The following is a 24,275-nucleotide window of genomic DNA, read 5'->3' on the forward strand; positions in this document are numbered from 1 at the left end:
GAGAGGGCATGGATGCGGTGACCGAAATCGGCTGGAGCAGCCTGGAGTTGGACGCCCGGCGGGAGCTCTGGTCGCTCCCGCTGGGGGAGCGGGAGCGACGGCTGCTCTGGGCCGACGCGCGGGCCGGGCGCTGGGGCGCGGCCGAGGAAGTGCGGGTCCGGCTACGGGAGTTCGTCCGGAACGCCGCCGACTCGGTGGGCGTCACCCATGTGAGCGGTCTGGTGGACCCGGGCCGCCCGGAGCAGGAGATCACCGAGGTGCTCTCCTTCCTGCTGCGGGACTTCGGCCGGATCGTCCCGCAGAACGGGCGCGGTGACCTCACCTCGGTGCTGCACGACCAGGACGGCGACGGCAACACCGAACTGGGCTTCCACTGTGACACCTGTGACCTGCTGGTCCTGCTCTGCCTGCGGCCCGCCTTCGACGGCGGAGGGCTGACCAAGCTGGCGAGCGCCCGGCACGTCCACGACCTGATCCAGCGGGAGCGCCCGGACGCGCTGGCCACGCTCCGCGAGGACTGGACCTTCGACCGCAGTGGCCGGGCCGGTCCGCAGGTGGTGGTCACCCCGATCCTGTACGACCGCAAGGACGGGACGATCGGCTGCTACTACCAGACCCGTACGGTCCGTTCCTCCCCCGACCGCGGTGGGCCGGAACTGACGGATCGTCAGTGGGAGGCGCTGGGCGTGCTGGACGAGGTGCTCTACCGGCCGGAGATCGCCTTCGGGCTGCCGATGGCCGCCGGGGACCTGCTGATCATCCGCAACAGCCGGGTGCTGCACGGGCGTTCGCCGTTCGTCGACGAGCCAGGGCCGTACTCCCGGCGGATGCTGCGGATCTGGGTGAACGAGGGGGAGGAGTGGGCGCCGTGACGACCACGGGAGAGGGCGGCGGCGGGACCGCACCGCACGGACGGGTGGCGATCGTCACCGGCGGGGGCAGCGGGCTCGGCCGGGCCTCGGCGCTGGCCCTGCTGGCGGCCGGCTGGACGGTGGCCATCGCCGGGCGCCGCAAGGACGCCCTGGAGGAGACCGCGGCCCTGGCCGGCCCCGGGGCCGACCGGGTGCTTCCCGTCCCGACCGACATCCGCAGCCCGGAGGAGGTCGCCCGGCTCTTCGACACCGTGCTCGACCGGTACGGCCGGCTGGACCTCCTCTTCAACAACGCGGGCGCCGCCGCCCCGCGCCGGCCGATCACCGAGACCCCGTTCGAGGACTGGAACCGGGTGCTGGACACCATCGTCACCGGCGGCTTCCTCTGCGCCCGTGAGGCCTTCCGGGTGATGAGCGCCCAGACCCCGCAGGGCGGGCGGATCATCAACAACGGCGCACCCTCCGCCCACGTGCCACGCCCCAACTCGATCGCGTACACCGCCGCCAAGCACGCCGTCCTCGGCCTCACCAAGGTGCTCGCCCTGGACGGCCGGCCGTACGGTATCTCCTGCGGGCAGATCGACGTCGGCAACGTCACCCCGGTGGACGGCGGCCCGCAGCCGGCCGCCATGCAGGCCGACCGGACCATGGCCGTCGAGGCGACCATCCCGGTGGACCGCTTCACCGAGGCCCTGGTGCTGATGGCCTCGCAGCCGCCGGACACCACCATCCAGTCCCTGGTGGTGCTGCCGACCACCATGCCGTTCGTCGGGAGGGGTTGAGCCGTGCTGGTCAGCGCGCGCTCCTTCGCGGAGTACCGGGCGATGTTCGCGCTCACCGAGCGCGACCTGGAGCAGCGCATCCTGGACTGCCCGGCCGGCGCGGCGAGTTTCGTTGCCGAGGCCGGGCGGCTCGGCGTCGACGCCGTCGCCGTCGACCGCCAGTACGCCGAGCACCGCGATGAGCTGGGCGTGCTGGTGGAGCGGGAGACCGCCTTCAAGCGCGAGCTGCTGGTGAAGGAGACCGCGGGGTACGTCTGGTCCTGGTACGCCGACGCGGACGACATGATCCGCCGGTGGACCGCCAACGCCCGCGCCTTCGGCGCCGACATCGCCGCCCGCCCGGAGCGCTACGTGGCCGGCTCGCTGCCCGCACTTCCCTTCGCCGACGACTCCTTCGACCTGGCACTCTGCTCGCACCTGCTGTTCTCGTACGGCAACCGGCTGGGCGGGGAGTTCCAGCGGGCGGGGCTGCTGGAGCTCGCCCGGGTCGCGCGCCGGGAGGTGCGGGTCTTCCCGCTGGTGGTGTACGACACCGGAGCGCGCTACGAGGGGCTGGGGGCGCTGCGCGCGGAACTCGCGGAGCTCGGCGTCCCCAGCCGGGTGGAGCGGGTGGCCTACGAGTTCCAGCCGGGGGCCGACGAGATGCTGGTGCTCTCCACCGCGGGCTACCGGGCGCCGGCCAGGACCGCACCGGGCGCGGCGGCGGCCGCGAGGGCGACGGACCCGGTGCGGTGGCGGCACCGGGAGGCCGGGGCCTGAGCGGGCGGCCGGGCCGCACGGGCCCGGCCGGCGGCCCGCGGAAATCCGTCCCGTCCCGTTGTCATCCGTCTCCGGCGGCTGCTGCGTCCAGGCCACCGCCCGGGAGCTCGGCGTGCCCCGGGCCCGGGGGCTGCCGGGGTGGGCGCGGCAGCGCCGCCGCGCCCACCCCGGCGGTCCTGTGGGCGGGGTCAGTTGACGACGACCACGGGGCTTCCCGGCTGGCCGGCGTCGGTGACCGGGCCGTACGCCGCGGAGAAGTAGCCGTCGCCCGGACAGAGCGTCGAGCCGGCGCTCTTGGCGAAGTGCTCGGTGCGGAACGCCAGGCTGTGCGCGGTGTTGTCGGCGCTGCCGGTGAAGGCGCCGCTCAACTGGTAGGAGCAGGTGATGGTGCCGAACCAGGTGTCGAGCACCGCGGTGGCCTGGATCGTCCCGGCGGACCCGCCGGTCAGGGTGACCGGCAGGCCGGGCGCGTCGGAGACGGTGACGCCGTACGGCAGGTTGCCGACCGTCAGGCTGCGCACCGAGGTGACCCCGGTGACGTTCGCGGTGCACGAGCCGAAGGTCAGCCCGGTCAGCGACGCGGTGGCGCTGCCCGGCGCCGCCGGGTTGCTCAGCACCGAGGCCGAGAGCTGGGAGGTGGCGCAGGTGACACCGGTGGTGCTGGTCGCGGTCGAGTAGAAGGTCGCCTTGGTGCCCGAGGCGAGCGGCGCGGAGAGCGCGTCGCCCACGGCGACGGCGGTGCCGCCCGCGCTCCCGGTGGTGAGCACCGGGCCGGCGGCGAGGGCCTCCGGCGACGCGGAGGCGGGGACGGCGGCCAGCGCGAGCGCGGTGGTCGCGCAGACGGCGGCGGCGGTGACGGCAAGGTGGCGGCTGAAGCGCATGGGAAACCTCTTCCTCGGTGAGGGGCGAGAAGACGTCCTCTCGCGGGCTCCCGAGCGGTGGGGACCGGGGAGCGCGCGGCGTTTCCGGGTTCCATACGTTCCAGGCGTGACCGCGCGCCGTCAAGGCGATGGGCGGAACTTACTGACTTTTCGTCAACAAGCCGTGCTGTCAAGGGTTTCGGTCGAAGGGACGGCCGGTAGCCCCGGCGCCTGACCGGCGGCCGCCCCGGGCCGGCCGCCCGGCCGCCCCGCCCGCCTGCGAGAATCCCGCCATGGCTGAGCACGAGAGCGACCACGGCTACCTCCTGGACAACCGGCAGACCGAGGCGGGCATCCGCTTCGGCGCCCTCGCCGAGCTGTTCGACCCGGTGACCTTCCGGCACGTCGACGCCCTCGGCATCGGCCCCGGCATGCGCTGCTGGGAGGTCGGCGCGGGCGGCCCCTCGGTGCCGCTCGGGCTCGCCGAACGCGTCGGCCCGACCGGCGCGGTGGTCGCCACCGACATCGACGTCTCCTGGACCGCCCCCGCCGCCGGCGGCGTGATCGAAGTGCTGCGCCACGACGTGGCGGCCGACCCGCCGCCGCCCGGCGGCTTCGACCTGGTGCACGCCCGGCTGGTCCTGGTGCACGTCGCCGATCGCGCCGAGGCCCTGCGCCGGATGGTGGGGGCGCTGCGCCCCGGTGGCCGGCTGCTGCTGGAGGACGCCGACCCGGCCCTGCAGCCGCTGCTCTGCCCGGACGAGTCCGGCCCCGACGAGCGCCTCGCCAACCGCCTGCGGTCCGGCTTCCGCACCCTGATGGCCGGGCGCGGCGCCGACCTCGCGTACGGCCGGACGCTGCCCAGGGCGCTGCGCGAAGCGGGCCTGACCGACGTCCAGGCCGACGCGTACTTCCCGATCACCTCGCCGGCCTGCGCCGTCCTGGAGGACGCGACCGTCCGACAGATCCGCCGGCTGCTGGTGGCCGAAGGCCTCGCGACGGACGAGGAGATCGACCGCCACCTGGCCAACGTCGCCGCCGGCCGCCTCGACCTGGCCACCGCCCCGATGATCTCCGCCTGGGCCCGCCGCCCGTGACGCCTCCCGCCGAGCCCGGCGACCTCCGCCGTCCACCACCCGCGGGGGAGGCCGCGGGCGGCGGCCCTCCCGGGCGAACGAGCCTGGCATGACACGACGCCCGACCGCGCACCGACGCCCGCAGCCGCTCGTCGTGAGCGCTCCGTCGGGGACGGGCAAGACCACGCTGGGGCACGCCCCGGCCGATGCGCTCGGCCGGGTGGCCGCGGCCCGGCGGTCTAACCTCGACGGTATGGACGCGTTCGAACATCCGGGCGGGCAGGCCGCCGTCCCGCCGGGGGAGGGGCTGGAAGCCCTGGTACGGCTGCTGGACCGGCGCGGCGCGGTGGTGCTCAGCGGGGCGGGCCTGTCCACCGAGTCCGGCATCCCCGACTACCGGGGCGCCACCGGCCGCCGCCGCAGCGGCACCCCGATGACGTACCAGGAGTTCACCGGCAGCGCCGACGCCCGGCGCCGCTACTGGGCCCGCAGCCACACCGGCTGGCCGGCGATCGCCGGGGCCCGGCCCAACGCCGGGCACCACGCGGTGGAGCGGCTGCACCGGGCCGGGCACGTCGCGGCGGTCATCACCCAGAACGTGGACGGCCTCCACCACGCGGCCGGCACCCGGGAGGCCGTGGAGCTGCACGGCGGACTCCACCGGGTGGTCTGCCTCGACTGCCGCCGCACCGGCACCCGGGCCGAGCTGGACCGGCGGCTGGAGGAGCTCAACCCGGGCTTCCGTCGGCCCGGGGCGCAGCTGCGGCCCGACGGTGACGCACGGCTGCCGCAGTCCGCGGTGGACGGCTTCCGGGTCGCTGCCTGCGCGGACTGCGGCGGGGTGCTCAAGCCCGACGTGGTGTTCTTCGGCGAGAACGTCCCGCCGCCCCGGGTCGAGCGCTGCTACGAACTGGTCGACGCGGCCGACTCATTGGTGGTCCTCGGTTCCTCCCTGGCGGTGCTGTCCGGGCTGCGCTTCGTCCGCCGCGCCGCCCGGTCGCGCCTGCCGGTCGCGATCGTCAACCAGGGGGCGACGCGCGGGGACGAACTCGCCGCGCTCCGGCTCGACCTGCCGCTGGGGCCGGCCATGACGGAGGTCGCCCGGCTGCTCGACGCGGCCTGACCGGCGCGCTCGCCCGGTTCCCGTCGCCGGGCTCGGCTCGTCGCCGCGCTCAGCCGACCGCCGCGCTCAGCCGGCCGGCTGGGCGGGCCGGCCGGGTACCCACAGCGGCACCCGGCCGCCGCGCGGCATGCAGCGCGCCGCGTCCTGCTCCAGCCAGTCGGCCACCCGCTCCGGATCGCCCTCGCACAGCTCCACCAGCGCGGACGCGGCGATCCCGGTGCAGCACAGCACCAGCGCCAGGGTGTCCCGGCGGCGGCGGTGCTCCCGTACGTACGCCTCGGCGCGCTCCTCGACCCGGTCCATGTGGCCCGGCCCGTCCTCGGCGGTCAGCGCCCGCACCCCGTGCCACACCAGGGTCAGCGCGCAGGGCTCCGCCGGGTGCGAGGAGCCGGCCCGCTGCGCCTGCTCGCGGGCCTCCGCCGAGCGCTGCCCGAGCCACTCCAGCGCCGCCGGCACGTCCTCCCTGCAGCGGCGGAGCACCAGTTCCGCGGCCCGGGCCACCACGGCCCGCAGCACCGCCGGCGCGGGCGCCCGCAGCCCGGCCGCGGACCCGTCCCCGAACGCCAGCCAGGCATCGGCGAACGAGGCCGCCCGCACCCCGCCGACCCAGGTGGTCGACTCGCTCTCCGTGCTCAGCCGGTCCTCGGCCCCCAGCCGCACCAGCCCCACGGCCGTCAGGCACGCCGCGTCCCCGTCCAGCTCCCGCAGCCATCGACTCAGCACCAGCACACACCCCCGTCAGCGGTTCATCCCCGTGAGGCCTCATCCCACCACACCAGGACGGAGACGAACTAGACAGGAGCACGTCACAATCTGGAAGCAGACCTTCCGCGCGGTCCTGCGACGGAGGCGGCGGGGATGCGGTGGCAGGTGACGGCCGGGAGCCGTACGGCGACGGGCCCGGGTGCGACGGGCTCCGCCCGGCTGCGCGCCGTGCCGGGTCGCCGGGTCCTCGCACCTCGCCCGAGTCCCCGCACGGCTCCCGAGTCCGCCCCCGCCGGCCCCGGCGTCGTGTCCGGGCCGTTCCGGCCGGGCCTTCGGCAGGCGATTCCCGATCCGGCATCCGGGTGAATTGGCGCGGCGCCGCCCGGCGCGGAATGAAGCCGGGTCCGGCGCTGCCAGAATGCAATTTCCTCGGGGTCCACCCGCACAGTCGGTGCCATCGGACAGCTGGAGCGGAACATGCGAATCATTCAGCCGCGTATTAGTTCGGAAAAGAGGCCCGGCGCAGTCGCGGGCGGCTTTCCGTGGACGCTCATGTATCACTCGGTGGCGCCGGCGCTCGAAGATCCCTATCTGATCACCGTCGATCCGGCACGGTTTCGCCGCCAGCTGCGGTGGCTGTCCGCCCGCGGCCTGCGCGGGGTGTCGGTGGGCACCCTGATGCGTGCCCACCGGGACGGCGCCGCGGCGGGCTTGGTGGGGCTGAGCTTCGACGACGGGTACCGCGACTTCGTGGAGGAGGTCATGCCCGCCCTGGCGGAGCACGCCTTCACCGCGACGGTCTACGTGGTGGCCGACCGGCTGGGCGGCTACAACGACTGGGACCGGCAGGGCCCGCGCAAGCCGCTGATGACGGCGCGCCAGGTCCGTGAGGCCGCCGCCGCCGGGATGGAGATCGGCTCGCACGGGCTGACGCACCGGCGGCTGGCGGGCCTGGACGCGCGGGACCTGGAGGCCCAGGTCACTGACAGCCGCCACGTCCTGGAGGACCTCACGGGCCGGGAGGTCGCAGGGTTCTGCTACCCGTACGGCTCGCTCGACGCCGCCGCGGTGGAGGCGGTGGCCGAGGCCGGCTACGACCACGCGTGCGCGGTCAGCCCCGGTGCCCACAGCGGGGAGTACGCGCTTCCCCGCTGCTACGTCGGCGACCGGGACGGACCGTTGCACCTGGCCGCGAAGCTGGTGCGCGACCGCTGGCGGCGCTGACCGCCGCGGACGGCCGCGGACGGCCGCCCGGTGGGGGGCGGCCGCTCAGCGGGGGACGGCGGCGGATCCCACGGTCGGATCCGCGCCGGCCCCCGCGGCGGGCTCCACGCGCAGCCAGGACTCGTGCCACAGCAGCGCGCACCGGCGGTCGCAGCCCGCGGCCAGCGGCTCACCCCCGCAGCGCAGCCCGTCGAGGATGAACCATCGCCCCCCGGCGGGGTACTGCCACCAGACCAGGGACCGGTGACGCAACTCGGTGGCACCGTGCCGGGTGCCGGCGTAGCGCTCCATCCCCGCCTGGAAGGGCACGCCGTGCAGGCGTCCGTCGGGGCCCAGGGTCGCGTGGATCTCCGCGAGGCTGCGCACCGTCGCCCACAGCGTGACGGGCCGTTCGGCGGGGGCCGGCGCGGGGGCGGGCTCCAGCCATTCGTCGCGGAACAGCAGCGCGCAGTCCATGCCGCAGCCCTGGGTCCCGTCGGCGCCGTGGCAGGTGGCGCCGGCCAGCGCGACGGTGCCCGACAGGCGCCGCATCCGGTAGTGGTCGTCGACCATGCGGCGCACGACGCGTTCGACCCGGTAGACGCCGCCGCAGAACGACCACTGGCTGGCGGTGAACCACAGGCCGCGGTGGCGGTCCCTGTCGTCGAGGGTGGCGCGCACCGCGGCCTCGTCCTTCACCCGGACCCAGTCCCCCTCGGCGAAGCGGGAGGGCCGGCCCGGCGCCGGAACGCCGTCGCGGCGCTCACGCAGCCCCTCGCGGGCGATCCGGGCGCGGCGCACGACACCGAGCGGGGGGAGGTCGCGCAGGGGCAGGCTCTTGTACTGGCACCGGTTCGCGGCGGTTTCGCAGCGCAGCTCCGCGGTTCGGGGGAACCGTGATTCCTCGACGGCCATCAATGAAATCCCATCGGGTTGGAGATATCGGCACAGGCTAGCGCAACCGGCCTTTCCCCGTGCGGGCCTCCGGAGCCTTTCGAGGCCATGTCGGAAGAAATAGCACTAGACCCACTAAGAGCCTTCCGGAGTGAAGAAGCGCCACTTCCGGAGAGTTTCCTGTTCATGCCCGTGTAATGTTTCCACCGGTGTCGCGGTGTCGCGGTGGAGTGGCCGAGTGGTGAGGCGACGGCTTGCAGGGCCGTTCAGACGGGTTCGATTCCTGTCTCCACCTCTTCTCCCGTCCGCTGCCCGCCGACGTGGGTGCGCGGCCCGGGGTCGACGGTCAGGCCGACGGCACGTCCAGCCTGTCGCTCAGCTGGCTGCGGGAGGTGATCCCGAGCTTCGGGAAGATCCGGTACAGGTGGGTGCCGATCGTCCGGGGTGACAGGTGCAGCTGCCGGCCTATCTCCTTGTTGGAGAGGCCCTGCGCCGCCAGCTGGGCGATCTGGACCTCCTGGGGCGTGAGCAGGTCCCGGTCGGGGCGGCCCTGGCTCTTGCTGCCCTCGCCCGCCGAACGGAGCTCCTGGGCCGCCCGTTCACGCCAGGGCTCCACGCCCATGGCCTCGAAGGACTCCCGGGCGATCCGCAGCGGAGTGCGGGCCTCCATGACCCGGCGGTGTCGCCGGAGCCAGGTGCCGTGGGCGAGCATCAGCCGGGCACGGACGAAGGGCGCCCGGGACATGTCCAGATCGAAGGCCGCCCGGAACCGCTCCTCGGCGTCCTCGTCGTCGGCGAGCAGCGCCTGGGCGAATCCCAGGCTCACCCGGATCATCTGGACCTCGCTCGCCCCGGCGGACGTGACGAGGTGTCGCAGGGCGGCCTTCGCCATGGCGCGCTGGTCCTCGCTGGTGGCGGCCTCGGCCAACTCGGCGATGGCCATGGTCTGCATGAACGGGTGGTAGGAGGGATCGGCCGGGTCGAAGACCCGCCAGACGCAGGAGAACGCCTCGGCGTGCCGACCCGCGGCGAGGGCGATGAGGCCGCGGGCGATCTGGATGTACGCGAGCTTGGAGGGGTCGACCACGGTCAGCCCCTGGCCCTCCGCCTCGCCGATCGCGACCAGCGCGGTGTCCAGGTCGCCGCGCAGCGCGGCGAACTGTGCCTTCGCCACCCGGGCACCGGTCAGCCAGCGCGGCTGCGCGGTCTCCTCGGCCAGCCGCGCCGCCTCGGCCGCCGCCGGGAGCCCGGTCTCCCAGTCGACGGTGTGCACGGTGGCGAGGGCGAGGAGCACCAGCGTCTTGGTCAGCGGGCCCCGACGCCCCTGACGACGCAGTCCGTCCGCCGCCTGGCGGGCGAAGCCGGCGACATGGTCGAACCCGTTCACCATGATGGCCGCGTTGCCCAGGGTGGCGGCGGCCACGACGTCGTACCCGCCCTCGCGTTCGAGGCGCCGCAGCCGGTCGATCACCGTCGCCGACGCCTCCAGCGGGGCGGCCCCCGCCAGCGTGCACACCAGGTCCGGGTGGAGTTCCGGGACCGGCAGCCGTTCGGCGGCCGTCACGACGCGTTCCCGCAGTTCCCGCCCCGGATCCGCCCACCAGCAACGCCACGCGGCCACGCGCAGCAGCCGCAACGCGAGTTCGGGATCGCCGGCCTCGGCGGCCTGCTCCGCCGTGGCGATCAGCAGGTGGATCCGGGACGTGCTCGTGTCGGACTCCGACTCCAGCCACTCGCGCAGCAGGACCACGCGGGCCCGCTCCAGCACGTCCGGGCCCAGCGATTCGGCCTGCTGCACCAGGGCTGACACGCGATCCGCCCGGCCGAGTTCGAAGCACAGCTCCGCGGCACCGAGGAGGCGCGCCCGCCGTCCCGAAGGGTCCTCGCTCAGCGCGGTGGCGCGTTCCAGCGCCGTCAGGGCCGCCGTGACGGCACCACGCTCTCGCGCGCCGAGAGCCACCCGGTCCAGTTGCCGGGCCACCGCTTCGTCGGGACGGCCGCCGGCCGAGGCCCGGTGCCACGCCTGCCGGTCGGGGTGTCCCCGGAGGGTGTCGGCGAGCGCGCCGTGGGCGGCCAGACGGTCCGCGAGCGGTGCCGAGCCCAGGACGGCGGAGCGCACCAGGGGGTGGGTGAAGGCGATCCGGAACCCGTCAACACGCACCAGGCCGGCGGCCACGGCGGGCTCCAGCGACAGCGCGGAGATCTCGGTGCCGGTCAGGGCCGCGGCCGCGGCGAGCACCTCGGTCAGCGCACCGTCGTCGGTGGTGGCGGCGACCAGCAGCAGCTGGTGGGTGTCGGACGGAAGGTCGGCCAGCCACGAGGAGAAGGCGCGCTCGAGCCGGGCGGTGAGGGGGAGCACCGGCGACCCCACGGACGCCGTGGGCTCCCCGTCCGCCGCCGGGGAGAGGGGGAGCTCGATCAGTGCGAGGGGGTTGCCGGCCGACAGCTGCGCCACCCGGCGGCGCGCCCCCGGGTCGAGGCCGGGACTGCGGGCGTCCAGCAGGGCGTCGCCCGCGCTCGGGGCCAGGGGCCCGAGGTGCAGCTCGCGGATGTCGGGGACGCCCCGCCTGGCCGTACGGTCGTCGCGCACGGCGAGGAGCAGGCCGAGGGGTTCGGCGCCGACGCGGCGTGCGACGAACCCGAGGACGTCCAGGGTCGGCGCGTCCAGCCACTGGGCGTCGTCCACGACCAGCAGTACGGGGGCTTCGGCGGCCGCCTCGCCGAGCAGGCCGAGGGTTGCCAGGGCGATCATGAAGAACCGGGGCGCGGAGGCGTCGTCGGACGGCTCCGCCATGCCGAAGGCGCCCAGCAGGGCCTGTGCCTGGACGGCGGGCAGGTGCGGGATGCGCTCCGTCAGGGTGTGGGCCAGCTGGTGCAGCCCCGCGAACGGCAGCTCGGTCTCGGCCCGGACACCCGCTGCCCTGAGGACGGTGAATCCGGCGCTCCCGGCCCGGGCGGCGGCGTGGTCCAGCAGGGCGGACTTGCCGATCCCGGGGGCCCCGTGGACCAGCAGCGCGTCGCCCCGCTCGGGCAGGGCGTCGACCAGTGCGTCGACGGCCGCGAGTTCCTCGTCCCGGCCGAACAGTGTGGTGCCTGACATCCGAAGTTCCTCTGCGCCTGCGCCTGTGCCAGTGCCCTGACCTGGACCGTTGCAGTGTAGGTGCGCGCATTGCACGGTTCGAGTGCACGGATAGTCATGTGTTCGGCGACACATCACCTACAGTCGCTTCACAGTCATCCTGCCGCCGACGTAAGTCATCCCGTGTCCCATGCTGGAAGCCATGTCGAGCGGAGGGAGAGGACCGATGGCATCCGTGACCGACACGGCCGGGCAGCCGGACGACGGGAGCACGCTCCGCCGCCGGAGCGGGGCCGTCCCCGTCGCCGCCGTACCCTTCACGGTCGCCTCGTACGAGCCTGCGTCGGACCCGGGCCGGATGACGGCCCGGCAGTTGGGGCACCTGCTCTTCCTCACGACGGAGGCGGGCCCCCGGTGCTACACCCGCGGCCCGCGGGAGATCGCCCGTGGCACCCGGCAGGCCGAGGGGTTCTTCGTGGTCGCCGTGATGGGGGCCACCGGCGCCGTGGTGCGGCAGGACGGCAGGACGACCGAGGTCCCCGCGGGAGCGGTCTCCTTCTGGTACTCGGAGACCCCTCATGTGGTCGACTACCCGGACGGAGTGGACGTCAGGGTGTGCCTGATCCCCCGCCGGGCCCTCGGCGCGCGGGACGAGCAACTGGCGCGGGTGACGGCCACCGTGGCCGACGCCGGCGGGCCGGTGGCCGCCCTGGTCGCGCAGTCCCTGCTGACCCTGGCCGAGACCGCCGAGGACTGCCCCGAGCTCGTCGCCGACCGACTGGCCCGCAACGTCACCGACCTGGTGGCCACCCTCGTCACCGAGCAGGCCGCCCGTGACACGCCCGCCGCGGAGGACTCCCGCACGGAGGACTCCCGACACACCCGGATCCGGGAGATCCACGCCTACGTGGACCGGCACCTCAAGGATCCGGAACTCGGGCCGCAGACCATCGCGGCCGCGCACGACATCTCCGTCCGCTCCCTGCACAAGCTCTTCGAAGGGGAGGGGACCACCGTCAGCCGTCTGATCCAGCGCCGCCGGCTCCAGGAGAGCGCCGAGGAACTCACCCGTGAGGACGGCGGTGACAGTACGGTCTCCGGCGTGGCCCAGCGATGGGGCTTCACCGACCCGGCCCACTTCAGCCGGCTCTTCCGCGCCTCGTACGGCATCTCGCCGAGCCGGTGGCGCGACACCCGCGGCGGCGCCGAGCCGGCCACCCGGCCGGACACCCCAGGCCCGGTGTCCCGATGACCCGTCGACCAGAGAGGAACCCGGTGTCCCCATCCCGCTCCACCGCCTCCCTCTCCACCGCGTCGCTGTCCGCCTCCGACCGGGCGGACGTGTGGCACGACGCCGTGTCCCACGCCTTCGTGCCGATGGCCGTGGACTTCCTGGGGGAGGTGGCGTCACCCGGGGAGATCACCGGCCACCGGCTCGGTCCGGTGCAGATCTCGAGGGTCCAGGCCGGGCCGCAGATGGTGACCCGCACCAGGCGCCTGATCGCCGACGGCGACTCGCCGACGCTCATCCTCAGCCTGCAGGAGCGCGGTGTCGCGCTCAAGGAACAGGACGGCAGGGAGACGCTCATCCGGCCCGGCGGATTCTCCCTCACCGACACCTCCCGGGTGTTCCGCAAGAGGATCGACGAGGAGTTCGCCTTCACCTCCTTCCACTTCCCCCGTGCGGAACTCGACGTCCGGGACGAGGACCTGAGGGCGCTCACCGCGACCACCTTCGACGGCGCCGAGGGCAGTGCCGCACTGCTGGCCGGCTACCTCCGGCAGATGACGCGCCAGGCGGCCGGGCTGGACGAGGCCGTCGGGCGCCGGGCCGCGGCCACGGCACTCGATCTGCTGGCGCTGCTCGTCGACGACCGGGCCGGGCTGGTGCGGCCGCAGGGTTCGCGGACCGCCGCCTCGCTGGAGCGGGTCAAGGACCACATCCTGCGCAACCTGCGGGACCCGGACCTCTCGCCGTCCACCATCGCGGAGGCGAACTTCATGTCGGTGCGCTTCCTCCACAAGCTGTTCCAGCAGGAGGACCTCACGGTCGGCGGGTGGATCCGGGCCCAGCGCCTGGAGCGCTGCAGCCGGGACCTGCTGCGCCCGATGGCCGCGGAACTCGGCGTGGCGGGCATCGCCCGGCGCTGGGGCTTCGCCAACTCCAGCCACTTCAGCCGCGCCTTCCGCGACGCCTACGGCATGACGCCGAGGGACTGGCAGGTCAGCGGCGGGGCGGCGGGCTGACGCCCGGTCGATCGGGCGCTGACGCCCGGCCGATCGCGCCCTGACGAGTGACCGGAAGCCGGGATCGTGTCCGGTCGGCGAAGGCACCCGGATCCGTACCACGAACGGCCCCTCCTTCGCCGATCCGTCGAAGAACTTCGAATGATTCGATCCGTCAGGTGGCGTGGCGTTTCCTGGAACCAGCGCACCGGGGCCGGTCCCGAGAAGGGGTCGGGGACCGGGGAGCGAGGACCGGCGCGTGCCGGTGGACCACCGGCCGACCGAACTCCTCACGCACCGACGTCCAGTCGTCGGTCGAAGCGCCAGCCAAGCCCTCAGGACCGGAGGAACGATGCGTCTTCGCGCCATAGCCGCCGCCACGGCAGCGGCCGCCACCCTCGCACTCTGTCCCCTCGCCGCCACGGCGGCCGGCGCCGCGCCCGTGGCCGGGGCAGCGTCGGCGAAGCCCGCCCTCGACAGCGGCGTGTGGAACACCGCCACCTACAACCCCGACGGGCACGTGAACACGGTCGAGATCAACCAGTACGTCGGCAGCGACAGCCACCACTACGTCGTCGGCTGGCTGTACGCCGGGAGCGGCAATGTCGCGTTCTACTACGACCAGTCCCACGACGGCGGCCGGACCTGGAACAGCTTCCTCGACCGGACGTACGTGGGCCCGGGCGGCTGGTACACCCTGCCGACGAAGTACGACGACGGGGGCGTGTGGTACCGCGCCTGTTCCGCGGCCGAGTGGGCGGGGAGCCCGTACGCGAACCCCCAGTGGGGCTACAACATCGCCTGCACCAACTGGTACTGATCTCAGGGACCGGGGCGAGGGCCCGTGTCGCGCGGTTGCGCGGCACGGGCCCTCGTGGGTCACTCCGGTCAACGCCGACCGGGCCGTCACTGTGAGCGCGGCCACACCCCGGTCGGGGCCTCCGGTCCTCCGGCGAGATCGGGACCGCCGCGTATCGTCGCTGCGGACCGGCCACCGGTACCGCCGCGCCCCGCGCTCCTTCGAGAGGGGCGCGGGGCGCGGCGGCCGGGTGGGGGAGGGTCGGTCAGAACTGCCAGGCGGGGTTGTCGGCGATCGCCAGGAGGGCGGCCTCGGCCAGGCCGGCGTCCGGCTGGTCGGTCCACTGCTGGAGGGTCACCGTGCGGCCGTCGGTGCGCTGGAGGCGGACGTACTGGGAGGTGCGGCCGCTCTGCGGGTGGGTCAGGGTCACGGCCTCGCCGTGCGCACCGGAGGGGAGGTCGACCAGGTGGCAGCTGGTGCGCGGGGCGACCTCCTGCGGGCTGGGCACGCCGGGGCGGGGGGTGACGACGGGCAGGGCGATGGTGGCGCAGAACGGGACCTTGGGCGCCTCGGCGGTGTGCTCGGCGCCGCCGACGAAGTTCACCGGGCCGGCCGGGGCCTGCCAGGCGACCCGGAAGGTGCGGCCCGGGATGTCGCCGGCGCCCACGGTCGTGGAGCCGGCCGGGAGCAGGCCGGCCAGGGTGGTCGCCAGGTGCTCGCTGGTCCAGTCGGTGGCGCGGCCGCTGCCGGAGCCGAAGGAGTCCGGGCGCAGCGGGACGGCGCTCGCGCCTTCCGAGCCGGCGAGGGCGAGCGGGCCGGTCAGGGGGTCGGCGGCCGCCGCCGGGGCGCCCGGGGCGGGGGTGCCGGTGGTGGGCACGGTGGCCACCAGGGCGGCCAGGGCGGCGGTGGCGGCCGTCGCGGCGCCGGCGCGGACGGCCAGGCGGGTGCCGCGGCGGCGGCGTCCGCCCGAGACCGCCGCGTCGACCGCGTCGGGGCGCAGCGGGGGTTCGGCGCCGAGCCCGGCGGCGAGGAGGGTGCGCAGCTCGTCCTGCGGGTCGAGGGCGTCGTGGGTCACAGCAGCTCCTTCAAGGGGGTGGGGTTGGCGGCGAGTTCGTCGAACGGGTCGGTGTCGCCGAGCAGGGTGCGCAGTTTGGTGAGTGCGCGGGCGGTGTGGCTCTTGACGGTTCCGGCGGTGCAGCCGAGGGCCTTGGCGGTGTCCGCGATGTCCAGGTCGGCCCAGAAGCGCAGGACCACCACGGCCCGTTGACGCGGCGGCAGGGCGGCGAGCGCGGCGCGGACCTGCAGGCCGAGCGACGGGTCGGTGCCCGGACCGGGCCGGTCGGGGAGTGCGGGTGTCGGATCCTCGCGGCGCCAGCGGCGCCGGGTGTGGTCGATGCAGGTCCGGGTCAGTACGCGGTGGGCGTAGGCCTCCAGGTTGGCGATGCGGTGCCGTCTTCCCCAGACCGCGTACAGCTTGGTCAGTGCGGTCTGCGTGATGTCCTCGGCGTGGTGCCAGTCGCCGCACATCAGGTACGCGGTCCGCCGCAGGTGCGGCAACCGGTCCTCGGCGAAGCCGCGGAACTCCTCCAGGTCTGCGGTACGCACAGGGCGTGTCCTCCGTTCGTCTCTGTCCACTCCGACGGAGCGCACCCGGTGCCGGGATGTCACGGGTGGCGGGAAAAGTTCGCCGGTCGTGAGGGGGACCAGAAGTTCTCCGGGTTTCTGATCATCGGATGACATCCTCCGCTGCCCCGGGTTCCGTCGATTCCTTGCCAGAACCTGTGCGCGGCCCCGGGATCCGTGGTGCCGCCCGATCGAGAGGACACCTGTGCGAGGAACCCACAGGAACGACACGCCCGGGCGAGGGCCCCGGGCGGCCCGGCGGTGGTCGGCCGCCGTGCTGGGCGCGGCGCTGGTCGCCTCGTTGGCCGCCCCCGTCGCCTGGGCCGCTCCCGGCCCGGCGCCCGAGTCGGCGCCCGACGCGGCGGCGGACGGGCCGACGTCGGGCCGTCCGGTCCAGGTCACCCTGGTCACCGGCGACACGGTCACGGCCCGGGTCGGTGCCGACGGCACCGTGGCGCTGGCCGGCGTGCGGCCCGGGCCCGGGCGCGAGGACGTGACCTTCCTCCGGCGCTCCGGTGCGCCCGGCTCGCTGAACCTCGTCCCCTCGGACGCGGTCGGGCCGCTGGACTCCGGACGGCTGGACCCCCGGCTGTTCGACGTCGCCGGGCTGATCGCTCAGGGCTACGACGACGCGCACACCGCCGAACTGCCGCTGATCCTGGGCTCGGAGCACACCGGCGCCCCGGGCCTGGCCGCGGCCGCGCCGCCCGCCGGCGCCACCGCCGTGCGCGCGCTGGAGAGCGTGCACGGCGCGGCCCTGCGCGCCCCGAAGGCGCGGGCGGGCGAGCTGTGGCAGCTGGTCGCGCGGCCGGACGCCGGACTCGCCGCGGGCGGCGCGGGCGGCGTGGACAAGGTCTGGCTGGACGGCAAGGTCACCGCGGCGCTCGACCACTCGACCGCCCAGATCGGCGCCCCGCAGGCCTGGAACTCCGGCTGGACCGGAAAGGGCGTCAAGGTCGCGGTGCTCGACAGCGGCATCGACCGGGGCCACCCGGACGTGGCCGGCTCGCTCGGCGAGACCTCCGACTTCACCGGGCCCGCCAACGCGCCGGTGAACGCCGACCCGGACGGGCACGGCACCCATGTCGCCTCGATCGTCGCCGGCACCGGGGCCGCCTCCGACGGCCGGTTCAAGGGCGTCGCCCCCGACGCCGAGCTGCTGGTCGGCAGGGTGCTGGACGACGAGGGCAACGGCCAGGAGTCCTGGGTGCTCCAGGGCATGGAGTGGGCCGCGGCCCGGGCGCCGATCGTCAACCTGAGCCTCACCGGCCCCCCGACCGACGGCACCGACCCGATGGCCCAGGCCGTCAACACGCTCTCCGCCCGCTACGGCACCCTGTTCGTCGCCGCCGCCGGCAACAGCGGCGGCCCCGGCACCGTCGGCACCCCCGGGTCGGCCGACGCCGCGCTCACGGTGGGCTCCGTCGACCGGGACGGCGCGCTCGCCCGGTCCTCCAGCCGGGGTCCGCGCGTCGGCGACCAGGCCGTCAAGCCGGACCTCACCGCGCCCGGCGTCGGCATCGTCGCCGCCCGGGCCGCCGGGACGAACGGTCAGGAGCCGGTCGGCGACCGGTACACGGCCATCTCCGGCACCTCCATGGCGGCCCCGCACGTGGCCGGGGCCGCGGCCCTGCTCGCCCAGCAGCACCCGCAGTGGAAGGGCCCGCAGCTCAAGGCCGCGCTCACCTCCTCCGCGGCGCCGGCCGCCGGCCAGGGCGCGTACGAGCAGGGCGCCGGGCGCGTCGACCTCGCCCGGGCCACCGCCCAGGAGGTGTCCGCCACCGCCGAGGGCACCGGGATCCACCTGGAGGGCCCGCCCGGCGGCGCGCCGCTGACCCGTACGGTCGAGTACCGCAACGACGGCGGGACGCCGGTCACCCTGGACCTGGCCGTCGAGACCACCGCGGCGGCCGGCGCGTTCACCGTCTCCCCCTCCCGCCTGACGGTGCCCGCGGGCGCCACGGCGTCGGCCACCGTGACCGTCGATCCGGCCCGCATCCCCTCGGGGGCGTCGCTGACCGGGCGGGTGCGGGCGACCGGGCCCGGCGGGGCCGCCGTCACCACCGCCTACGCGCTCACCCGCGAGGCCGTGCGGCACGACGTCACCGTCACGGCCGTCGACCGCAACGGGGCGCAGATCGGGCCGGGCACCTGGAACACCTGGTCGACGGTCAATCTCGTCAACCTGGACACTCGTGAGAGCTTCCAGCTGCGGTTCACCGGCGGCACCGCCACCGCGCGGGTGCCCGAGGGCCGCTACAACCTCGGCGGAGAGCTGGTCACCCCCGCCTCGGGCACCGCGAGCCGCACCTCGACGCTGTTCCTGCAGCCCGAGCTGGAGCTGCGCGGCGACACCCGGCTCGCCGTCGACGCCCGCGAGGGCCGGCAGCTGACCGTCACCGTCCCCGGCCGCGCCACCACCGGCTGGTCGCTCGCCGCGGGCTACTGCCACCGCGCCACCGGGAGCGCCCCCGAGGGCGACTGCGCGGACTCCATCGCCGTCCTGGCCCGGCCCGGCAACCTGTACGTCGTCCCCACCGCCCGGCCCACCGCCGGCCGGATCGACTTCGTCACGCAGAGCCTCCAGGAGGGCCCGGCCCCGCAGAACGGCCGACTGCCGGACCGCTACGACCTGCTGGTGCACCGCACCGGCGGGCTGCCCGACCCGGCCCTGACCGTCGACCCCGGCGAACTCGCCACCCTCAACACCCGCTACTTCGCCCAGGGACCGGGCACCGCAGGCGAGTTCAGCAGCTTCGCGTCCGCCGGCGGCCTCGGCCTCTTCAGCATCGGCCAGCCCACCTTCGCGCTGCCGGCCACCCGCACCGAGTACTTCACCGTGAAGGACCAGTTCCGCGAGACGACCTTCGGCCAGACCGCCGGCCCCGGCGGCGAGATGGTCCCCAGTGCCACCAGCCAGAGCGGCACGGTGCGCTGCGCCGCCGGCGCGACCTGCGCGGAACGCTGGAACGCCGCCGTCATCGGCCCGGGCCTGGCCCCGGGCAAGGGCGGCGCCACCATGGCCCGCACCAGCGACGGCTACCTCACCGTGGCCCCGCAGCTGTTCAGCGACGCCTCCGCCGGCCACTTCGGCTCCCCGTGGCCGCGCGTGCTCGACGACACCGTCCGCCTCGAACTGACCCGCGACGGGCAGCGCGTCGGCGGCAGCGACCGGGAACAGGCCCGCTTCGCCGTGCCGGCCGGCGACGCCTCCTACCGGCTGACCGCCAAGGCCGTACGGGCCGAACCCTGGGCGATGCTGTCCGGCACCGTCGAGGCCGTCTGGACCTTCCGCTCGGCGGCCGTCGCCCCCGGGCCCGACGGCCGAACCGGCAGCACGGCGCTGCCGGTCGACACCGTCCGCTTCACCGCCCCTGTCGACCCGGACAACCAGACGCCGCGTCGGCAGCACACCCTGCTCGCCGCCGTCGAACGGCAGAAGGGCGCCCCGGCCTCGGCCACCGCGAGCCTGAGCGTGCGGGTCTCCTTCGACGACGGCGCCACCTGGCAGGACGCCCCCGTCGCCCCGGCCGACGGCGGCTACCGCGTCGCCGTCGACCCGCCGCAGGGCGCCGGCGGCTTCGTCTCGCTCAAGGCCACCGCACGCGCCGCCGACGGCTCCACCGTCGAGCAGACCGTGCTGCGCGCCTACCGCCTGGCACCCTGACGGCCCGCCGGTGGCCCGCGGGCGATCCCGCGGGCCACCGGCGTGGCGGGCCGGGTCCGATCCAGGGTCCGTGGCAGGACGCCTGCCGCCCGGGCCAGTCGGGCGCGGCCGTTCTACTGCGATGATGACCAGATGAAAGAGGATCCAGTCGTACCGACGCCCGTCATCCTCGGCATAGACGACCTCCGGCCGCTCCCCGGAGTCACGCGGATCGCCCGCACCAGCCGTGAGGGCGTCCGACTCCTGGAAGAGCATCGCGACGTCTTCGTCGACGAACTCTGGCTCGACCACGATCTCGGCGGCGACGACAGCATCATGCCCGTGGTGACCCTCATGGAAGAAGCCGCCTTCAACGGGCGGCCCTTCCGGATCGGAACCGTCTTCGTCCACAGCGCCAACCCCATCGGCGCCGAAACCGTCGTCCGGTCACTCGCGCGCTGGAACTACCGCGTCCGGCGGGCAGTGGCGTAGCGAGTCCGGTACCGGCTCGGCGGCTTGTCCGGGCGTCAAACGTACTCAACGTTTGATCACATAGGTCGGGGCCGCAGCAGCTGGTCGAGGCCGAACTCGAAGCGTTCGTCGAACGCCGTGTCCTCCAGGTGCGGCACCACCCGGTCGAGCGCAGGGTAGCCGCCGGCGGCGAGTGCGGGGCCGAGGGTGTGTTCCTCGCCGGAGGTGGCCAGTGCCTGCTCCTCCTGGGTCAGGCCGAGTGTCAGGTACTGGATGCTCCAGAACGTCCAGGCGGCCCGGCGTTCGTCGAGTCCGGCGTCGAGCAGGGCCGCCACGAGGTGCTCGGCGAACGCGAGGGTCGCGGGCTCGGCGGCGTAGGTGCCGGCGACGACGGCCGCGCCGTCGCGGTGGGCGAGCAGGCTGCGGCGGTAGCGGCGGGCCAGTTCGCGCGCCCGCTCGTCCGGGGCCGCGGGCAGGTCGGTGAGCGGGATCCCGGCGACTATCGCGTCGGCCATCAGCTCCAGCAGTCGGGCCTTGGTCTTGGCGTGCCACAGCACGGTGTTCATCCGTACGCCGAGGCGTTCGGCCGTGCCGCGCAGGGAGACGGCGTCGGCGCCCTTCTCGTCGAGCAGTTCGAGTGCCGCCCGCACCACGGCGGTGGGGTCGAGTCGGGTTCGCGGGGCGGCCGGGGTTTGCTTCTTGGTCACTGACCTAGTCTACTGGAGGCATCGCTATTGGTCAGTGACCAAGAAGGGGAGTCTCGTCATGCCCGAAGGAACACCCGCCACCACCGCACCCGCCACTGCCGAACACGCCACCGGGGTCGTCATCGCCGGAGGCGGACCGGTCGGGCTCTGGCTCGCCTGCGAGCTGCGGCTCCACGGCGTCGACGTGACCGTGCTGGAGACCCGGGCCGAGCCCGACCCGCACTCCCGCGCCCTCACCGTCCACCCGCGCACCCTCGAACTGTTCGCCGCCCGGGGGCTGGTGGCGCCCTTCCTCGCCGAAGGACTGCGGGTGCCCAACGGGCACTTCGCCGCGCTCACCACCCGGATGGACTTCTCCCGGCTGGACACGCCCTACCCGTTCACCCTCGTCCTGCCGCAGGTCCGCACCGAGGAGCTCATCGCCGCCCACGCCGAGGCCGTCGGCGTCCGCCTGTTGCGCGAGCACCGGGTGACCGGTCTGACCCGGCACGACGACGCGGTGACCATCCAGGTCGACACCCCCACCGGGCACCGGCAGCTGCGCGCGGCCTACCTGGTCGGCTGCGACGGCAGCCGCAGCACCGTCCGCACCGCCGCGGGCATCGGCTTCCCCGGCACGTCCGCCACCCGGTGGGCCTGGATGGCCGACGTCACGCTCGACGCGCCGCCCGCCGCGCACACCGCCTTCAACGAGCACGGCACCGTCATGGTCTTCCCCCTGCCCGACGGCCTCCACCGGGTGGTCGGCAACGACGCGCACAGCGTCCAGGAGCCGCCCGAGACCCCCACCATCGAGGAACTCCGCACCCGGGTGCGCCGGATCGCCGGCACCGACCTCGGCATGCGCGACCCGCACTGGATCTCCGTCTTCGGCAACGCCACCCGCCAGGCCGAGCGCTACCGCCACGGCCGGGTCCTGCTCGCCGGCGACGCCGCGCACACCCACTTCCCCGCCGGCGGACCCGGCCTCAACGTCGGACTCCAGGACGCCGGCAACCTCGGCTGGAAGCTCGCCCAGACCCTCGCCGGCACCGCCCCCGACGGCCTGCTCGACAGCTACCACACCGAGCGCCACCCGGTCGGCGCCGACCTGCTGCGCAGCACCAGCGCGCAGACCGGCCTGATGACCGGCTACACCCCGGAGAACCTCGCCATGCGCGACCTGCTGGGCGAACTCATCGGCGACGTACCGGAGTTCTCCGACGCCCTGGCCCTGCGCGCTTCCGGACTCGCCGTCCACTACCCGCCCGCCGAACCGTCCGACACCCACCCGCTCACCGGGGCCCGCACCCCTGACCTCCCCGTTCACGGCGGCACGACGCTGCTGCCCCTGCTGCGCCGCGGCCGCTACGTCCTGCTCGACCTGACCACCGCCCCCGACACCCCGTCGCCGCTCGCGCCGCTGGCCCACGACGTGACGCCGGGCCTCGACGTCCACACCGCCCCTCCGGTCGGCAGCCGTCCCACGGGCCACCGCGCCGCCTGGTCCGGGATCACCGCCGCCCTCGTCCGCCCCGACGGCCACCTCGCCTGGCTCTCCACCGACCCCGACCCCCGCGAACCCGCCCGCACCGCCGTCGCGGCGACGCTCGCCCGCCGCTAGGAGCGGAAAGGAGGACGCCCGCCGCGGCACGCCCGGCGCCCGGTCCTCCGGCTGATCGACACGGCCGGAGCTGCCGCATCGCGTGCGGTGCCTCCGGCACGCCCCCGCGGCGCCGGCGCGACCGCCCCTCGGCGACGGTGGCGTTCCTGGTCGCGGAGGCCCGGAGGGGCGCTCAGCTGTCCCAACTCCGATGTGTCGCAGTGGTTTTCGAACGACCTGGGGGTCGATACATTGACCCGGTGCCCACCTGCCGGGCTTGAGTCGCGAACGGGCACGGAGCCGCGGCTGACGGGGGCGACCGGGGAAGGCGGTGCGCATGGTCCTGGGCAGGCGGAAGCGGCGGGAAGCGGACGAGGCACGCGCGAAGTTCATCGCCAACCGTGAGAAGGTCCGCTCGTGGACCGGGCGTTGGGACTGCCCCGAGGTGGTCTGGCCGGCCTTCGAAGAGGTCCCGCGCCCTTGGCTGGTGCTGCCGCGCGAACGCGACCGATGGCTGGAGCTCGACGCGCCCTTCATGGAGCGGTACGACTGGCTCCTCGAAGCCACGCCCCGGGCGAACGGCGTCGACGAACTGTGGGCGCTCTGGGAGTTCGGCGCGGGCCACGAGTTCGAGCGTCTGACGATCCGCTTCCGTACCGTCCTGGACCCCGAGTACCTGGCCGAGAAGCTGGCCCTCGGCATCGAGGCGGCGGCCTTCGCCGAGTGGCAGGACGGCGACGCGCAGAGCGTCTACGACTGGTTGTGCGAGGGGGTCGGCAGCCTGGCCGGCTCCGGCATGGTGCGGGGAAAGCACCGCCTGGGCTTCGTGCTCCTGGAGATGACCTGCGCGGCGGTCGGCCGAACCACCGTCATCACCGAGCTCCGCGCCTCGCTCACGACCACCTCCCTGGACGGCAGGCCCCTGAAGCCCGACGGCCGGGACTAGGAGTCGCCGGTGTCGCGGCCCGGGCGCGCGTTTGACGCATTCCGGGCACATGATCATCCTGGGATGATGGCAGCGGAGCGGAGCGTGGCGGAGATCCTGGACGCGGCCGTCGGCGTCCGCGAGGCCGCCAGGGGTGCGGCGACCGGCGCGACCGGCCTCGACGCGGTCCTGGCGGCGCTGTCGGGGGTGATGGAGTACGACCACGCCTCGCTGGCCCGGTGGGATCCGCTGCGCGGCTGCCACACCACCCTGGCCGGGAGCTACCCGGACGACGCCACCGCGTACATCGAGACGCGGCTCCACCACGACCCGGTGTTCCCCGTGCTCCGCAGCCCGGCCCGGGGCGGCCTCTGGCTCGGGGACGTCCCCGGACGGCTCCTGGCCGCCTCCCCGGGCTTCCGGGAGGTGCTGCGCCCGCTCGGCATCGAGGACGGGGTGGCCCAGTGCCTCTTCGCCGTCGACGGCCGGTACGTCGGGGTGCTGAACGTGAGCACCCGCCGGCCGCGGTCCGCGCCCGATCCCGCGCGGGCCGTGGTCACCCTGCTCAGCGAGGCGCTCGCCGCGGCCGTCGCCCCCCACGCGGGCCCGCGGTCCGAGGAGGCCGCCGGGGCAGCCGTGCCCGGCCCGGGCGCCTCGCCTCGGCCCGGCGGGCTCTCGCCGCGCGAGCTGCAGGTCCTGGCCGAACTGACGGCCGGCCGCACGAACCGGGAGATCGCCGAACGGCTGTACGTCACGCCCCGCACCGTGGGGACCCACATCGAGCACATCCTCGCCAAGCTCGACCTCCCCAACCGTGCGGCCGCCGCGGCCCGGGCCGCGGCCTGGGGAATCGGCTGCTCCCGCTGACGCGGGCTGGGACGCCGTCGCCACCATCCCGCTCGACGCGTAGCCGGCTCGGGCGCCGCCGGCTCGGAGGAGTTCT

General features: G+C 74.8%; 21 protein-coding genes and 1 tRNA gene. 15 read left to right on the forward strand and 7 right to left on the reverse strand.

Going from position 1 to position 24,275, the window contains the following annotated elements; all coding sequences use genetic code 11:
- Positions 1-8 precede the first annotated feature (8 nt).
- Genes ACZ5OX_RS13665 through ACZ5OX_RS13675 form a run of 3 tightly spaced genes read left to right on the forward strand, consistent with a single transcriptional unit; the run spans position 9 to position 2,413 of the window.
- Positions 9-872, forward strand: coding sequence for a TauD/TfdA family dioxygenase (locus ACZ5OX_RS13665; protein WP_465630055.1), 864 nt, complete (start codon positions 9-11; stop codon positions 870-872).
- The gene (locus ACZ5OX_RS13670) at positions 860-1,654 is read left to right on the forward strand and encodes an SDR family oxidoreductase (RefSeq protein ID WP_465630056.1); all 795 of its coding nucleotides are present in this window, start codon (positions 860-862) and stop codon (positions 1,652-1,654) included. Before ACZ5OX_RS13665 ends, ACZ5OX_RS13670 begins: the two co-directional genes overlap by 13 nt.
- Positions 1,655-1,657: 3 nt before the next feature.
- The gene (locus ACZ5OX_RS13675; protein WP_465630057.1) at positions 1,658-2,413 is read left to right on the forward strand and encodes a class I SAM-dependent methyltransferase; all 756 of its coding nucleotides are present in this window, start codon (positions 1,658-1,660) and stop codon (positions 2,411-2,413) included.
- A 188-nt stretch (positions 2,414-2,601) separates the two neighbouring features.
- Here ACZ5OX_RS13675 and ACZ5OX_RS13680 read toward each other — a convergent pair whose 3' ends face one another.
- Positions 2,602-3,294 carry a Tat pathway signal sequence domain protein gene (locus tag ACZ5OX_RS13680; RefSeq protein WP_465630058.1) on the reverse strand — a complete coding sequence of 231 codons (693 nt, stop codon included), beginning with the start codon at positions 3,292-3,294 and terminating at the stop codon, positions 2,602-2,604.
- 272 nt (positions 3,295-3,566) lie between these two features.
- On the opposite strand from ACZ5OX_RS13680, the gene ACZ5OX_RS13685 reads away from it, so the two are divergent.
- Both ACZ5OX_RS13685 and ACZ5OX_RS13690 read left to right on the forward strand, forming a co-directional pair.
- Complete coding sequence (locus ACZ5OX_RS13685) at positions 3,567-4,370, forward strand: methyltransferase domain-containing protein (RefSeq protein ID WP_465630059.1); 804 nt, start codon at positions 3,567-3,569, stop codon at positions 4,368-4,370.
- A 232-nt stretch (positions 4,371-4,602) separates the two neighbouring features.
- A complete protein-coding gene (locus ACZ5OX_RS13690; RefSeq protein ID WP_465630060.1) occupies positions 4,603-5,472 on the forward strand; it encodes an NAD-dependent protein deacetylase in 870 nt (289 codons plus the stop codon).
- A gap of 66 nt (positions 5,473-5,538) precedes the next feature.
- Here the strand turns inward: ACZ5OX_RS13690 and ACZ5OX_RS13695 are convergent, their stop codons facing one another.
- Positions 5,539-6,195, reverse strand: coding sequence for a hypothetical protein (locus ACZ5OX_RS13695; protein WP_465630061.1), 657 nt, complete (start codon positions 6,193-6,195; stop codon positions 5,539-5,541).
- A 534-nt stretch (positions 6,196-6,729) separates the two neighbouring features.
- Here ACZ5OX_RS13695 and ACZ5OX_RS13700 point away from each other — a divergent pair.
- Positions 6,730-7,401 carry a polysaccharide deacetylase family protein gene (locus tag ACZ5OX_RS13700; RefSeq protein ID WP_465630062.1) on the forward strand — a complete coding sequence of 224 codons (672 nt, stop codon included), beginning with the start codon at positions 6,730-6,732 and terminating at the stop codon, positions 7,399-7,401.
- Between the two features lie 45 nt (positions 7,402-7,446).
- On the opposite strand, the gene ACZ5OX_RS13705 is transcribed toward ACZ5OX_RS13700, so the two are convergent.
- Positions 7,447-8,295 carry a hypothetical protein gene (locus ACZ5OX_RS13705; RefSeq protein ID WP_465630063.1) on the reverse strand — a complete coding sequence of 283 codons (849 nt, stop codon included), beginning with the start codon at positions 8,293-8,295 and terminating at the stop codon, positions 7,447-7,449.
- Positions 8,296-8,498: 203 nt separating this feature from the next.
- Here ACZ5OX_RS13705 and ACZ5OX_RS13710 point away from each other — a divergent pair.
- A tRNA-Cys gene (locus ACZ5OX_RS13710) sits at positions 8,499-8,569 on the forward strand.
- Between the two features lie 51 nt (positions 8,570-8,620).
- Here the strand turns inward: ACZ5OX_RS13710 and ACZ5OX_RS13715 are convergent.
- Complete coding sequence (locus ACZ5OX_RS13715) at positions 8,621-11,374, reverse strand: AAA family ATPase (RefSeq protein WP_465630064.1); 2,754 nt, start codon at positions 11,372-11,374, stop codon at positions 8,621-8,623.
- Between the two features lie 205 nt (positions 11,375-11,579).
- On the opposite strand from ACZ5OX_RS13715, the gene ACZ5OX_RS13720 reads away from it, so the two are divergent.
- From ACZ5OX_RS13720 to ACZ5OX_RS13730, 3 genes are all read left to right on the forward strand, one after another.
- Positions 11,580-12,605 (forward strand): helix-turn-helix domain-containing protein, encoded by a 1,026-nt coding sequence (locus ACZ5OX_RS13720; protein WP_465630065.1) that lies wholly within the window; start codon positions 11,580-11,582, stop codon positions 12,603-12,605.
- Positions 12,606-12,628: 23 nt separating this feature from the next.
- The gene (locus ACZ5OX_RS13725; protein WP_465630066.1) at positions 12,629-13,600 is read left to right on the forward strand and encodes an AraC-like ligand-binding domain-containing protein; all 972 of its coding nucleotides are present in this window, start codon (positions 12,629-12,631) and stop codon (positions 13,598-13,600) included.
- 331 nt (positions 13,601-13,931) lie between these two features.
- Positions 13,932-14,399, forward strand: a complete 468-nt coding sequence (locus tag ACZ5OX_RS13730) for a hypothetical protein (protein WP_465630067.1) — start codon at positions 13,932-13,934, stop codon at positions 14,397-14,399.
- Positions 14,400-14,643: 244 nt separating this feature from the next.
- Here the strand turns inward: ACZ5OX_RS13730 and ACZ5OX_RS13735 are convergent, their stop codons facing one another.
- Together ACZ5OX_RS13735 and ACZ5OX_RS13740 are read right to left on the reverse strand one after the other, a co-directional pair.
- Entirely contained in the window at positions 14,644-15,453 is an 810-nt protein-coding gene (locus ACZ5OX_RS13735) for a hypothetical protein (RefSeq protein WP_465630068.1), read from the reverse strand.
- Positions 15,450-15,983 (reverse strand): SigE family RNA polymerase sigma factor, encoded by a 534-nt coding sequence (locus ACZ5OX_RS13740; RefSeq protein WP_465630069.1) that lies wholly within the window; start codon positions 15,981-15,983, stop codon positions 15,450-15,452. Before ACZ5OX_RS13740 ends, ACZ5OX_RS13735 begins: the two co-directional genes overlap by 4 nt.
- Before the next feature lie 223 nt (positions 15,984-16,206).
- Here ACZ5OX_RS13740 and ACZ5OX_RS13745 point away from each other — a divergent pair, with 223 nt between their 5' ends.
- On the forward strand, positions 16,207-19,668 hold the full coding sequence (locus tag ACZ5OX_RS13745; protein ID WP_465630070.1) for a S8 family serine peptidase: 3,462 nt from the start codon (positions 16,207-16,209) through the stop codon (positions 19,666-19,668).
- Between the two features lie 132 nt (positions 19,669-19,800).
- On the forward strand, positions 19,801-20,139 hold the full coding sequence (locus ACZ5OX_RS13750; RefSeq protein ID WP_465630071.1) for a cyclic-phosphate processing receiver domain-containing protein: 339 nt from the start codon (positions 19,801-19,803) through the stop codon (positions 20,137-20,139).
- Positions 20,140-20,195: 56 nt separating this feature from the next.
- Here the strand turns inward: ACZ5OX_RS13750 and ACZ5OX_RS13755 are convergent, their stop codons facing one another.
- Positions 20,196-20,825: a TetR/AcrR family transcriptional regulator C-terminal domain-containing protein gene (locus ACZ5OX_RS13755; RefSeq protein ID WP_465630072.1), complete on the reverse strand. Its 630-nt coding sequence runs from the start codon at positions 20,823-20,825 to the stop codon at positions 20,196-20,198.
- 58 nt (positions 20,826-20,883) lie between these two features.
- Here ACZ5OX_RS13755 and ACZ5OX_RS13760 point away from each other — a divergent pair, with 58 nt between their 5' ends.
- The 3 genes from ACZ5OX_RS13760 to ACZ5OX_RS13770 all read left to right on the forward strand — a co-directional run bounded on the left by ACZ5OX_RS13760 (position 20,884) and on the right by ACZ5OX_RS13770 (position 24,199).
- Entirely contained in the window at positions 20,884-22,428 is a 1,545-nt protein-coding gene (locus tag ACZ5OX_RS13760; protein WP_465630073.1) for an FAD-dependent monooxygenase, read from the forward strand.
- A 316-nt stretch (positions 22,429-22,744) separates the two neighbouring features.
- On the forward strand, positions 22,745-23,353 hold the full coding sequence (locus ACZ5OX_RS13765; RefSeq protein WP_465630074.1) for a hypothetical protein: 609 nt from the start codon (positions 22,745-22,747) through the stop codon (positions 23,351-23,353).
- A 63-nt stretch (positions 23,354-23,416) separates the two neighbouring features.
- Positions 23,417-24,199: a helix-turn-helix transcriptional regulator gene (locus ACZ5OX_RS13770; protein ID WP_465630075.1), complete on the forward strand. Its 783-nt coding sequence runs from the start codon at positions 23,417-23,419 to the stop codon at positions 24,197-24,199.
- Positions 24,200-24,275: the final 76 nt, after the last annotated feature.

The organism is Kitasatospora sp. NPDC032121 (genome assembly GCF_055580145.1).

Excerpts from the sequence above, each read along its gene's own strand:
- ACZ5OX_RS13665 (WP_465630055.1), top strand. The coding sequence starts at position 9 with ATGGATGCGGTGACCGAAATCGGCTGGAGCAGCCTGGAGTTGGACGCC.
- ACZ5OX_RS13680 (WP_465630058.1), bottom strand. The coding sequence starts at position 3,294 with ATGCGCTTCAGCCGCCACCTTGCCGTCACCGCCGCCGCCGTCTGCGCG.
- ACZ5OX_RS13685 (WP_465630059.1), top strand. The coding sequence starts at position 3,567 with ATGGCTGAGCACGAGAGCGACCACGGCTACCTCCTGGACAACCGGCAG.
- ACZ5OX_RS13690 (WP_465630060.1), top strand. The coding sequence starts at position 4,603 with ATGGACGCGTTCGAACATCCGGGCGGGCAGGCCGCCGTCCCGCCGGGG.
- ACZ5OX_RS13700 (WP_465630062.1), top strand. The coding sequence starts at position 6,730 with ATGTATCACTCGGTGGCGCCGGCGCTCGAAGATCCCTATCTGATCACC.
- ACZ5OX_RS13705 (WP_465630063.1), bottom strand. The coding sequence starts at position 8,295 with ATGGCCGTCGAGGAATCACGGTTCCCCCGAACCGCGGAGCTGCGCTGC.
- ACZ5OX_RS13715 (WP_465630064.1), bottom strand. The coding sequence starts at position 11,374 with ATGTCAGGCACCACACTGTTCGGCCGGGACGAGGAACTCGCGGCCGTC.
- ACZ5OX_RS13720 (WP_465630065.1), top strand. The coding sequence starts at position 11,580 with ATGGCATCCGTGACCGACACGGCCGGGCAGCCGGACGACGGGAGCACG.
- ACZ5OX_RS13730 (WP_465630067.1), top strand. The coding sequence starts at position 13,932 with ATGCGTCTTCGCGCCATAGCCGCCGCCACGGCAGCGGCCGCCACCCTC.
- ACZ5OX_RS13750 (WP_465630071.1), top strand. The coding sequence starts at position 19,801 with ATGAAAGAGGATCCAGTCGTACCGACGCCCGTCATCCTCGGCATAGAC.
- ACZ5OX_RS13760 (WP_465630073.1), top strand. The coding sequence starts at position 20,884 with ATGCCCGAAGGAACACCCGCCACCACCGCACCCGCCACTGCCGAACAC.
- ACZ5OX_RS13765 (WP_465630074.1), top strand. The coding sequence starts at position 22,745 with ATGGTCCTGGGCAGGCGGAAGCGGCGGGAAGCGGACGAGGCACGCGCG.
- ACZ5OX_RS13770 (WP_465630075.1), top strand. The coding sequence starts at position 23,417 with ATGATGGCAGCGGAGCGGAGCGTGGCGGAGATCCTGGACGCGGCCGTC.